The 11,930-nt window shown below is 38.0% G+C and carries 13 protein-coding genes and 1 pseudogene; 6 read left to right on the forward strand and 8 right to left on the reverse strand.

Annotation, left to right across the window (positions count from 1 at the left end; genetic code table 11):
- Nucleotides 1-27: 27 nt before the first annotated feature.
- Nucleotides 28-1,734 carry a T9SS type A sorting domain-containing protein gene (locus tag CDL10_RS03680; RefSeq protein WP_100677291.1) on the reverse strand — a complete coding sequence of 569 codons (1,707 nt, stop codon included), beginning with the start codon at nt 1,732-1,734 and terminating at the stop codon, nt 28-30.
- A gap of 181 nt (nt 1,735-1,915) precedes the next feature.
- Between CDL10_RS03680 and CDL10_RS03685 the strand changes: the two are divergent.
- From CDL10_RS03685 to CDL10_RS03695, 3 genes and pseudogenes are all read left to right on the forward strand, one after another.
- Nucleotides 1,916-2,113 (forward strand): annotated as a pseudogene (locus CDL10_RS03685) (transposase); the annotation flags it as partial.
- A gap of 110 nt (nt 2,114-2,223) precedes the next feature.
- Nucleotides 2,224-3,813: a peptide chain release factor 3 gene (locus CDL10_RS03690; RefSeq protein ID WP_100677292.1), complete on the forward strand. Its 1,590-nt coding sequence runs from the start codon at nt 2,224-2,226 to the stop codon at nt 3,811-3,813.
- An 11-nt stretch (nt 3,814-3,824) separates the two neighbouring features.
- Nucleotides 3,825-4,163, forward strand: coding sequence for a 2Fe-2S iron-sulfur cluster-binding family protein (locus CDL10_RS03695; protein ID WP_100678625.1), 339 nt, complete (start codon nt 3,825-3,827; stop codon nt 4,161-4,163).
- Nucleotides 4,164-4,224: 61 nt separating this feature from the next.
- On the opposite strand, the gene CDL10_RS03700 is transcribed toward CDL10_RS03695, so the two are convergent.
- Together CDL10_RS03700 and CDL10_RS03705 are read right to left on the reverse strand one after the other, a co-directional pair.
- Entirely contained in the window at nt 4,225-4,836 is a 612-nt protein-coding gene (locus CDL10_RS03700; protein ID WP_100677293.1) for an outer membrane beta-barrel protein, read from the reverse strand.
- Nucleotides 4,837-4,907: 71 nt separating this feature from the next.
- A complete protein-coding gene (locus CDL10_RS03705; RefSeq protein WP_100677294.1) occupies nt 4,908-5,540 on the reverse strand; it encodes a hypothetical protein in 633 nt (210 codons plus the stop codon).
- 163 nt (nt 5,541-5,703) lie between these two features.
- Here CDL10_RS03705 and CDL10_RS03710 point away from each other — a divergent pair, with 163 nt between their 5' ends.
- The 3 genes from CDL10_RS03710 to CDL10_RS03720 are packed head-to-tail and all read left to right on the forward strand — an operon-like array spanning nt 5,704 to nt 7,710.
- Nucleotides 5,704-6,444, forward strand: a complete 741-nt coding sequence (locus CDL10_RS03710) for an MlaE family ABC transporter permease (RefSeq protein WP_100677295.1) — start codon at nt 5,704-5,706, stop codon at nt 6,442-6,444.
- Nucleotides 6,444-7,208 (forward strand): ABC transporter ATP-binding protein, encoded by a 765-nt coding sequence (locus CDL10_RS03715; RefSeq protein WP_100677296.1) that lies wholly within the window; start codon nt 6,444-6,446, stop codon nt 7,206-7,208. Before CDL10_RS03710 ends, CDL10_RS03715 begins: the two co-directional genes overlap by 1 nt.
- Nucleotide 7,209: 1 nt before the next feature.
- Entirely contained in the window at nt 7,210-7,710 is a 501-nt protein-coding gene (locus CDL10_RS03720) for a hypothetical protein (RefSeq protein ID WP_100677297.1), read from the forward strand.
- Here the strand turns inward: CDL10_RS03720 and CDL10_RS03725 are convergent.
- The 5 genes from CDL10_RS03725 to CDL10_RS03745 are packed head-to-tail and all read right to left on the reverse strand — an operon-like array spanning nt 7,701 to nt 11,595.
- Complete coding sequence (locus tag CDL10_RS03725) at nt 7,701-8,792, reverse strand: DUF2891 domain-containing protein (RefSeq protein WP_100677298.1); 1,092 nt, start codon at nt 8,790-8,792, stop codon at nt 7,701-7,703. The two genes, CDL10_RS03720 and CDL10_RS03725, sit on opposite strands and share 10 nt — an antisense overlap.
- A 3-nt stretch (nt 8,793-8,795) precedes the next feature.
- Entirely contained in the window at nt 8,796-9,857 is a 1,062-nt protein-coding gene (locus tag CDL10_RS03730; RefSeq protein WP_100677299.1) for a mannose-1-phosphate guanylyltransferase, read from the reverse strand.
- Nucleotides 9,858-9,859: 2 nt separating this feature from the next.
- Entirely contained in the window at nt 9,860-10,459 is a 600-nt protein-coding gene (locus CDL10_RS03735; RefSeq protein ID WP_100677300.1) for a SprT-like domain-containing protein, read from the reverse strand.
- A gap of 1 nt (nt 10,460) precedes the next feature.
- Nucleotides 10,461-11,141: an SDR family NAD(P)-dependent oxidoreductase gene (locus CDL10_RS03740; RefSeq protein WP_100677301.1), complete on the reverse strand. Its 681-nt coding sequence runs from the start codon at nt 11,139-11,141 to the stop codon at nt 10,461-10,463.
- A 52-nt stretch (nt 11,142-11,193) separates the two neighbouring features.
- Nucleotides 11,194-11,595, reverse strand: coding sequence for a hypothetical protein (locus CDL10_RS03745; RefSeq protein ID WP_100677302.1), 402 nt, complete (start codon nt 11,593-11,595; stop codon nt 11,194-11,196).
- Between the last annotated feature and the right edge of the window lie 335 nt (nt 11,596-11,930).

An 11,930-nucleotide genomic window follows, 5' to 3' on the forward strand; every position in this document is an offset into this window, starting at 1 on the left:
GTTTTTGATACATAGTAAGTTAATGTGTTATTGTATGATGATTTTTTTGATTTGTGGCAAAGCGTCAATATAAGCAACAACGATATACTGACCGCTTGTTAATCTTCCTATCTCAAAAGTATCGGTTAATACCTTCTCAAAAGAAAGTGTCTTTATTCTTTTACCGTCTATATGGTAAATATCAACCTTAACATTTTGCTCTTTTTCTAAATCAAAGCTAACTGTTAATAAGTCTGATTCTTTTGCTGGGTTCGGATAAACTGTCCATTGTTGGAAATCTGTGGATTGAGCAACAGTAAAAGATTGGTTGATTGAGCAATCTCCTGAAGTAGAAATCAGTGTATAAATACCTGGTTCTGTAATTTGAACATGGTTTCCTTCTGCAATCAGTTCGCCGTCTTTTTCCCATCGTCTGGAAACTTCTTCTGAATTGTTGGCGATATGAACAGACAATACTCCGGATTCGTTCAGAGAATAACTTTCTTTCAGCTCTTCATACGCCAAAGTATTGCTTAGGGTATGAATTCTTCTGGTTACTTTACCTGCTTCAGATTGCAAGCGGACATCAAAATATTTTGACTGATTATTATCCAGTGCTATCTTATTTTTATGTTCCTGCGTATGGATTACTTGTTTGCCGTTATCATCAAATACCTGTAAGTCAAAGTTATCTTTGAACTCGTTAGAAAAGGTAAGGTAGGTGCGTTCGCAATCTGTCCGGAAATCAAATTTACCGGCTGCTTTTTCCCCTTTTAGCTTAACGGTATAATCTCCCTGGCTTAATCTGATATTACGGAATACAATATGTTCTTTTTCAACTGCTCCGACATAAGTCCGCTTTTGACCATCAGAATGAATTTCCACAACAAAACGGTTTAAGCCGGCAGATGTTGTTTCTTCCGAAGGGATATACAAGTCAATAAATGACTCCTCTACATTAGTGCGGCACAACCATTCCTTTTTGTTATAATTGCTTTTCGCATCAAAATGAAATTTTTGTCCATTACTGCCAAGCAGTATATAATCGCCTCTTTTTACTTTATTGTTTTTTCGGGAGGCATAAGAAATTATCAAATCTTTATCTTTGCTGTGGATACTTTTCTTTTGCAGTAAATTATAAGCAGAGAAATAGCCTATTCCGAAAATATGATTGTCGTATTCGCCGGTTTTATCCCATAAGTTTTCACTGTCATATACATATTGCTTGGTATCCGACAAATCCAATCCATATTTAATTGCCAGATAAGTCCTGATTTCATTGGCTTTTAACGGACTGAGATAGGTATCGAAAACCATTATTTCATACATTTTGGTTTCTTTAGTCGGGTGTACCCAGAGTTTACCTTTTTCAATATTGGACACTTTGACATCTACAAGTTCTCCAAAAGGCTGACTGTATCCTTCCATCGAAATATTTTCATTTCTAAATACCTTATTGCTGCCTACAAATACCCCGTTGCCCTTACCGATAATAGAAAGTAATGCCTCATCGACCTCTGATTTATAGACTATAAATATGTGATTACTGCCTGAAAAATTACGGATAGAGGTTTCTGTTTTTGTGTTTTTTAAAGGGAAATTATTAAAATTAAGCGGTAATTCATCTACTTTAGAAACAAATTCGGAAGAGTTTTGCAACCAAAGTACTGGTTTTACACTATCAATATATTGAGCAGAAGCATGAACAGAAAAAAGCGTAAGCAGCAGAAAAACAATACGATAAGAAATAGTCATAATGTAGTTTATGTTAAATTTAACTTCTCAAAAATACAAAAAAAAGTTAAATACAAAAAAACTAATTGAAAAAAATGACTTTTATTTAATAGCAACGACCTAGGTTTGACTGTGTCAAACCTAGGTCGTTGTAAAATTTATTCCCGAATATATTTCTTAATATGCCACTTTATTTCTTCAAAAAAAACAGCGAAAGAGAATTGAGACATTATTCTCACAACTGTGTGACCAGTTTATGGTTAGACGCAATTATGCCAAAACTTTTGAAGGATTCAAAACTAGAATACTAACTAAAATAACAGCTTTAACAGTTGTGCAGTATATCAACAAAATTTATTTCAACAGAAATATTAATCATTTAAAAGTTTTAATTATTTAAAATACACACAACGGGGTTTACTTAAATATTTTTCTGTACTAAAACCCGGCAGAAATAACGATAATCACGCAATAAAATGGTAATTTTGCAATCCAAAAAAGATTTTGAATATGAGCTTTACCGATGAAATTGCAAAACGAAGAACTTTTGGCGTAATTGCCCACCCCGATGCCGGAAAAACCACACTTACCGAGAAATTATTACTATTTGGTGGGGCGATTCAGGAAGCAGGAGCCGTAAAAAGCAATAAAATCAAAAAAGGAGCGACTTCCGATTTTATGGAAATCGAACGGCAAAGAGGAATTTCCGTGGCTACATCGGTATTGGCATTCAACTATAAAGACAAAAAAATCAACATTCTCGACACACCCGGACACAAAGATTTTGCCGAAGACACATTCAGAACCCTCACAGCGGTAGATTCCGTTATTGTGGTGGTGGACGTGGCAAAAGGGGTAGAGGAACAAACCGAGAAACTGGTTGAAGTGTGCCGAATGAGGAATATCCCGATGATTGTTTTCATCAACAAATTAGATCGCGAAGGAAAAGATGCTTTCGATTTGTTGGACGAAGTAGAGAAAAAGCTTGACCTGAAAGTGACACCGCTTTCTTTTCCGATTGGAATGGGTTATGATTTCAAAGGCATATACAATATCTGGGAAAAAAACATCAACTTGTTTTCTTCCGACAGTAAAAAAAACATCAATGATTTGATTACCATTTCTGATTTGTCTTCAGACGAATTGGATAATCTTGTTGGAAATTCAAGTGCCGACAAACTTCGGGACGAATTGGAATTGGTTGAAGAAATTTATCCGGAATTTAATCGGGAAGCATATCTGTCGGGCGAATTACAACCGGTTTTTTTCGGTTCGGCTCTGAACAACTTCGGTGTTCGCGAACTGTTGGACTGTTTTGTTGAAATTGCACCGTCACCACGACCAAAAGATTCGGACACCCGAACGGTTAATCCCAATGAAGATGCTTTTTCCGGCTTTGTGTTCAAAATCCATGCAAATATGGATCCGAAACACAGGAACCGCTTGGCATTTGTGAAAATCGTTTCAGGAACATTTGAGAAAAACAAGGCTTATATGCACGTTCGTTTGGGGAAAAACCTCAAATTTTCCAGCCCGAATGCTTTTTTTGCAGAGAAAAAAGAAATCGTAGATATTTCGTATGCTGGTGATATTGTTGGTTTGCCGGATACCGGAAATTTTAAAATAGGCGATACGCTTACCGAAGGGGAAAAAATGCAGTTCAAAGGTATTCCGAGTTTTTCGCCGGAGCATTTCCGGTACATCAATAATGCCGACCCGATGAAGTCCAAGCAACTCGAAAAAGGTATCGACCAGCTCATGGACGAAGGTGTGGCACAGTTGTTTACGCTCGAAATGAACGGACGAAAAGTAATCGGAACAGTGGGGGCATTGCAATATGAAGTAATCCAATATCGTTTGGAACACGAATATGGAGCCAAATGTACATACGAAAACTTTTCGGCTTTCAAAGCGTGCTGGGTACGCCCGGAAGATGCTAAAAACGAGGAATTTGCTGAATTTAAAAGAGTAAAGCAAAAATTTCTGGCTCGGGATAAATCCGGACAACTGGTGTTTTTGGCTGATTCGGAATTTTCTATCCAGATGACACAAAGTAAATTTCCGACGGTAAAACTTACTTTCGTTTCTGAAAATGTATAAATAATATGGTTATGAATGATATCAAAATAACTATTATTGACCGGGACGGACAAGCGCATATCATTGATGCTCCGACTGACATGGGTATGAATCTTATGGAGCTGATTCGTGCTTACGAATTGGCAGAAGAAGGGACTTTGGGTATCTGTGGTGGAATGGCGATGTGTGCGTCGTGCCAGTGCTATGTACTGAACGAGAATGAAGTAACTGAACTTCCTGAAAAAAATCCGGACGAAGAAGCCATGTTGTGGGAAGCCTACCACGTGGAAGACAACAGCCGATTGAGCTGTCAGATTGCTATTACACCTGAAATAGACGGATTAAAAATACAGATTGCTCCGGAGCAGTAATAAGAAAAAAGGCCAAAATCATTCGGTGATTTTGACCTTTTTTGTTTACGTATAGACCTGATTAATGTCGGAAAGAGTAACCAACACTTAGTGTAAGCCAATTCTTTTTCCAGTTGAAATCATCATCAACACTAACATTCGTAAGTCCTAAATTATATTTGAGATTAATGTCTAATCTTTTATTGATGATATAGCCTGCACCGGCAAAAACACTAAAATCTACGGTAGTAAATGTATCATTGAAACCTAGTATGTTGTCAAGGAAACCGTTACTCTCTGATGAAGGAAGCTTGCCTGCAAAATTAAGACCTAATTCGCCTCCTCCAAAAACCTGAAATTTTTGGTCTTGCATAAAATAATGTAGGCTCATCGACGGATTTATTGAATGAAGAATATATGGCTTTTTTTCTCCTTTAACTTTAGCACCTAAGTTGTTATAAGAAGCTCCTGAGCGAATGGCAAAATCATCGTTAATTACAAAGAAGCGATAAGAGCCAAAATAAAAGCCGATTTTTTGCCCGCTTCCTTCCATGCCTGAAATAGTGGCTGAGTTTACACCAGCCTCGATGCTCCAATAGCAATCATAACAAAGGATAGAACTTCCGCCAAACTGGGCCTGAGAATTAAATGATAAGCCAAACAAAGTAATAATTAAAAATAAAGTTTTTTTCATGAAAATAGTTTTTGATTGGAGCCTGTTTAAATTTGTATTGTAAAATTATTAGATAAATTTTAAACAGGTTCTTAATTGTTTTTACATTTTTCGTATTGCTCAATAATGGAATAAACAAAATCCTCATCTCGTTTAGTGTCAACATTATCAATGAGTTCTGGTAAATTCGGGCAGTCGGGGAAAAGGTGTGGTTGCACTCTCGCAAATTGCTTTTTTAGTCTTCTCTTTTTAGTCCACAAAAACTTGAAATAACCGTCATCGCCAAGTTTGCTCACGCCAAAGTTTATGTTTCCTTTTAGATAAGTCACAACAATTTTTTCTACGCCACGTACTTTTTGAATGTGATAAACCCAACCAATGTTAGTCACGACATATCCACTGTCTGTTACCCCATTAACCAACAACCAAGAGCTGGCTTTCTCTGATTTATTCAGTTCGCCATCGTTAAAGTAATATCCTTGTCCTCGCATGAAGATAGCTTTGTCGGCACCGTCATTTAAATCGATAGAAAGATATTCTATTAATTTAGGGTCAATTTCTTTTTTCTCGCCATTGATTTTAACTTTAAATTTTTTAACTCCTACAGTTAGTGGGAAAGAAATTTCAACGTTTTCTGTCGTGCCGTCTGTGTAATGAATCACGCAAGGGCGGGAAAATACTGTTGTTGTGAAAAAGAACAACAGTAATAAAAATAGATTTTTCATAATAAAAGTAATTGTTAATGCTGCCAAATATAAAGGCAATATATTCCGTATCCAAATAAAACGTTAAAAAAATTAACTTTTTTGTTTATCTGAAAACAGCAATAACATAAATACAACCTTGGTTTGGATTAAATTTAATAATTTAGCGGTTTAAATATGGTTTATGATTAAAATGCTAACCAATATAGGTAGATATTTCATTATGCTGGGTGCGGCTTTCCGTCGTCCTACCAAGTGGGGTGTGATGAGAAACCTGATTTTTAAAGAGATTAATGAGTTGATAATCGGTTCGTTAGGGATAGTTATGTTTTTGTCGTTCTTCATCGGTGCAGTAGTCACTATCCAAACAGCTCTTAACCTGAGTAACCCGATTATTCCCAAATATCTGATTGGTTTTACAGCCAGGCAGTCTATCATTCTGGAGTTTTCGCCAACATTTGTTTCAATTATTATGGCGGGACGTATGGGGTCATATATCACATCAAGTATCGGAACGATGAAAGTAACCGAACAGATTGATGCTTTGGAGGTTATGGGGATTAATTCGCTGAATTATCTGGTTTTTCCGAAACTTGTGACCACGCTGGTTTATCCGTTTTTGATAACCATCAGCATGTTTATCGGTATTTTTGGCGGATATATCGCCGGAACATTAGGGCATTATCTGACTGCTGAAGAGTTTGTTATCGGTTTGCGAGACACTTTTGTTCCCTTTCACGTATTTTACGCATTCATTAAATCGACCATATTCGGCTTTCTCTTAGCGTCTATTCCGTCCTATTTTGGCTATTATATGCAAGGAGGAGCTCTGGAAGTAGGTAAGGCGGCAACGAAATCATTCGTTTGGACGAGTGTCGCCATTATTATAGCGAATTATGTTCTAACTCAAATATTGCTGACCTGATGATTGAAGTAAAAGACATCGTAAAATCTTTTGACGGCAAAATGGTGCTGAAAGGGATTACTACACAATATGAAGCCGGGAAAACCAATCTGATTATTGGACAGTCCGGCTCGGGAAAAACCGTTTTATTAAAAACACTTTTGGGTGTGCATCAGCAGGACAGCGGACAGATTTTATTCGACGGAAAGCGATATGCCAGTCTGAGTCTGGACGAAAAAAGAGATTTACGGACGAAAATCGGAATGGTTTTTCAGGGGAGTGCTTTGTTTGATTCGATGAATGTGGAAGAAAATATTGCCTTTCCATTGCGAATGTTTACCAACAAATCCAACAAAGAAATCTTTGAACGTGTACAGGAAGTTATCGAACGGGTAAATTTGGTCGATGCCAACAAAAAAATGCCTTCGGAAATTTCGGGTGGTATGCAAAAACGGGTTGCTATTGCCAGAGCGATTGTCAACAATCCGAAATATCTGTTTTGCGACGAACCGAACTCCGGATTAGACCCGAAAACAGCCATTGTTATCGATACGCTGATTCAGGAAATTACGCATGAATACGGCATCACAACTGTCATCAACACCCACGATATGAACTCTGTGCTTGAAATCGGCGAACATATCGTGTTTCTCAAAGACGGGAAATTGGTTTGGAGTGGAAACAGTCAGGAAATCCTGAAAACCGATAATCCGGATATTGTAGATTTTGTTTATTCATCGAATTTGCTGAAAGAAATCAGAGCATTTCATTTAGAACACAAGTAAAATGTTTTTCATCAGGAAAAATCCCACAGAGAAAAAATTGATCGAACTGGGCTATGACTGGATAGTGAAAAACTATCGCAGACAGCTCAGAAACAATCAGTTGAGCAAAGCGGAGTGGCAAAAGGCTCTCGACAATTTTTACCAATCTGTGGCACACAAAAAAGAAGGGAAAAATAATGTAAATGTAGCCGTCAGACAGACTTTTGACGACAACGAAGTGTTGCCGGCACTGAATGTAAGTCAAATTACACTGCCGGAATACGACATTGATTTTCTCAAAAATAAAATTTATCACGATTACAAAACCACCGGAAAACCAGCCCTCTCAGACATTGATTTTTTATACCAGATTTTCAAAAAAGAATTTCCTGAAACTCCTCGCCAAGCCGATTTGTCGGTAGATGATACTGCCCGGGCTATAGATATCATCACAGAGGAATATAGCAAAGAAAAAGCCACATTGATTTATGCAGCTTTTGAGTTTTTACGTTGTCAGGGTTGATGTTGCAATGCATATAAAGTAAATGTCCCGAGCCAGTGGCTTCCCATATAATCATCGCCAGAAATATTACCAAAAGAAGTAGAGAAATGTTCCCGTGCCAAATCATTCAGGTGGTTGAGTTCTGGCAATTGTTCAGCAATGCCAAATAAACAAGCTGCTCGACTGAAATTCAATCCGTCCAAATGTACCAGGTGCCCATCGGTTCGGTCAGACACTTTGGCGGGAATCATTGTGAAATCTTCAGCGAAAATATCCGGCAGAAAACCTTTCAGCCATTTTCGGTAATCGTCCCGGGGTAAAACTTTGCTCATCAGATAAGCCTCTTCCAAACATGGCGACAAGAAATCGTGTCCGCTTGGTTCGAAGTACAAAGCACAGTTTTCGTCCTGATTATATAATCTTTTTGCGTGTTCCGTGATTAAACTTTCAAAGGATTTGTTGCCTGAACTTCGGGCATAATCTAACGACAAAGACAAACCAAATGCCGTGTTGTCGTGTGTTCCTGTCCGAATCGGGTAGTATAATTTGGGTAGATATTCTTCATAGCGTTCTATCAACAAATCGGTCAAAGGTTGTAATGTGCTTGCCCATTTTCGAGCATCATCGTCCTGCCATTTATTTAGCGATTCTTGTAATTTAAATAGCCATGCCCAGCCGTAAGTTCGTTCGAAATTCCGGTTATTTTTATCCTGAAAAAAATGTATTTCCACAGCAATATTCTCAGGGGTAAGATGTTGGTTGAGCAAATTGCGGACTTCGTTAGAATCGTCCAGTTCGGGAAACTGTTTCATTAAACTAACTATCGACCAATAACCGTGAACAGATGAATGCCAGTCAAAGCACCCGTAAAAAACCGGTCTGAGTTGTTTCGGCGTTTTTAAATCTTCACTACTGCCCAGCGTTTGTCCGAGTTTGTTCGGATATTCAATAGTCAGACAATGTGCGGGCAATTCAAAAATCTTTTGTGCCGATTCCAGATTCAGTTCATGTTTTTGAATTTCGCTGTTTTTTTCTATTTCTTTTTTTTCCTGACAAGCGACAAGCAATAGACTTATTCCGATGAAATATAACCAGTTTTTCATGTCTTATAAAGGATTAATCTGTGCGACAACTTTTTTGATGTCCTGTTCTTTTCTTTTCGGAAAAATCAGCAGTACATCTTCTTTTTCTACGATAATATAATCACTGAGACCGTCAATAACGACGAGCTTTTTGCCATCGGTACGGATAATGTTGTTCGTTCCGTCTTCAGTAAAAACCTGTGCATTGACCACCGCGTTATCGTTGTCGTCTTTAGGTAGTTTGTCATATAACGAACCCCACGTACCTAAATCGTTCCAATCGAAAGTTGCCTGCATCACAAAAACATTTTTCGCTTGTTCCATAATGGCATAATCAATGGAGATGTTTTGGGCTTTACCGTAATTTTCTGTCACAAATTTTTCCTCATCTGGCGTACCGTAAGCAGATTCGCCTTGGGCAAATAATGCATACATTTCAGGTTGAAAAGTCTGAAACGCTTCCAGAATGGTGTTGTTCTGCCAGATGAATATGCCTGAATTCCATAAGAAATTACGGCTTTGGATAAATTTTCTCGCCGTTTGATAATCCGGCTTTTCCCGAAATTGTACCACTTTTTTTATCTGCCGGGTGTCTAATTTGTTGTATTCAATATAACCGTAACCGGTGTTCGGGAAAGTCGGTAAAATCCCGAAAGTCATCATCACTTTGTCGTGTTCGCAAATGTCAAAAGCCCTTTGCAGATTAGCCACAAACTGCACTTCGTCTTCAATCCAATGGTCGCTCGGGGCAATAACAGTCAGTGCATTGGGATTCATTTTCCGGATTTTCATCGAAGCATACAAAATGCACGGTGCGGTGTTCCGCATTTCCGGTTCTAAGATAATTTGAGATTCTTGAACGTCGGGGATTTGTTGTAAAATCAAATCTTTGTATTTCTGATGAGAAAGGATTAAAATATTTTCTTTCGGAATGATTTGGCTTAACCTTGAAAACGTTTGTTGAATCAATGTTTTTCCTGTTCCGAGCATATCGTGAAACTGCTTTGGAAATTCCGGTGTACTGACCGGCCAAAACCTTGAACCTACTCCGCCAGCCATCAAAATGGCATAATAATTCTTGTTCATAATTATCTTTTTACCGGATATACAACCGCGTTGGGTTTGATGGCATATTTTCTGCCACTACGTACTTCTGTACATTCAAATCGCTTGACGATTAACCTTTCTTTGCGGTATATCCGTTGGTTGTTTAACATAAAGTACCCTCCCAAAGGTACATCATTTAGAAATATTTTTTGGTCTTTGTCTTCAAATCGTTGTAAAACCATCGACAACATAGCATCGGTGTCACTGCTTGCCGACGGATTTTTAAAATGGTTAACCACTACCGGTAGAATTTCTTTCGGGAAAATCAAGGTATTCAGAAAAGGAACCATCAGCAGTTTGAATGTATGTTTCCATTCTTCGCCATGCGGTTTGATGTTTCTGCCGTATTTCTGAAAAGCAACCAGATGGGCGATTTCGTGAATCAGCGTAATGAGAAAACGGTATTGATTCAGGCTGGCGTTGACGGTAATCTGATGGCTTCCGTCCGGATTTTTCCGGTAATCACCATGCCGGGTTGTACGTTCATTGACGATTTTCAGATGCACATGATATGCCTTGATGAGCTCAAAAACGGACTCAACGCTGTTTTCCGGAAGATATTTGGTTAAAACCTGGGTCAAACTATGGGGTTGTTGAAGATACTTGTAATACTTTTCCGTTGAAATACCTGTTTCCGTTCAGGGCAAAATCTGCAATATATTCTGCCATATTTTCCGGATTGAGGGGTGCCTGATAGCCCGGAAAAGCTTCTTCGAGCATTTCTGTCTGCACAGCTCCCAATGCCAATACATTGAAAGCGATACCTTGCTCTTTGTATTCTTCCGCCAACAATTCAGACAACGTGATTACCGCACCTTTGCTTGAGCTATATGCCGACAATCCTGGAAATTTCATGCTGCCCTGAATGCCTCCCATACTGCTGATAGTTACTACGTGACCGCCTTCGGTCATTGAGGGTAAAATCGCCTGATTCAAAGCTACTACACCAAAAACGTTCACTTTGTAAACATAATCAAATTCCTCAGCGGTTATTTCCGCAAATGGTTTATTGACAATAGCACCGGCATTGTGGATAACGATGTCGATTTTCGGGTGTTTTTTCCCTATTTTTTCCGCAACGTCCCGAACAGATTCGGGTTGGGTCAAATCTACGGAATAACAGCTTACATTGGGTAAATCCTGTAATTTACCGGAAATTTTTCTGGACAAGGCAATTATTTGATTTGATGCGTTTTTGGCTAAAATCTGACAAAGCTCCAGCCCAATTCCTCTGCTGGTTCCGGTAATAAGTATGGTTTTCATTGGTTTGTATGATTTGTACAAATATACAAAATTAAATGCCTTTCCTGTTTTCTTAGTTATACTCTGCCGGTTTCTTGATGCTGATGATGAATTTTAATGCCGTGCTTACCGATACACCCGAAGGAATCAGATTCATGACAGGGTTCAGTTCCTGCAATGCTTTTTCAGGATTTGTCGCACTAAACTCATGTATGTAGCTGAAAAGCTGCTTTTCTCTGTCTGTGTTTTTTGACAGATTGTAATAATAAGAAACAGATTGTAAGGACTCCAGTACAGAAATCAATGTTGATGTTTGGGGAAATTGCGTTTTGTTTTCCCGCAGAAAATATAGTGGTTCCGAATAATCTATTTCGAACATTTTTTCTTTTGCAAATACTTCTTGTTGATTTCTTTTGCCTGATTCGGTGGTTTTTTTAATACTGTTTTCGTTAATTTTTTTTCTGTTGTTAATCATAGTTTTTGATTTTTGATGCAAAACGTGGGCTAATTCCTTTAGTTTGCAACAGAAGCCCGACCAAAGGCTGTAGAACAAAGCAAAAAGGAATGCTCGCGTTTAGTGGGCATTTCCACTTTTACTTCCTGCTCTACTTTGAAAAAAATATGGTCGTATTTCTGTTGCAGGAATTTTTAAAGCGAAATGCTGTTTTAGTATATTAATTGTCTATGCTTTAAGCCATTTATTTTGGTTTTTTATTTTAGCAAATATATAAAATGTTTTTGTCTGTTATAAAATCCAGTAAAGAATATTTTTTTAGTATATTTAACAATTAATTTATTGGTTGAAAACAA

Origin of the sequence: Avrilella dinanensis (genome assembly GCF_002807015.1) — a bacterium.
Lineage (GTDB): Bacteria > Bacteroidota > Bacteroidia > Flavobacteriales > Flavobacteriaceae > Flavobacterium > Flavobacterium dinanensis.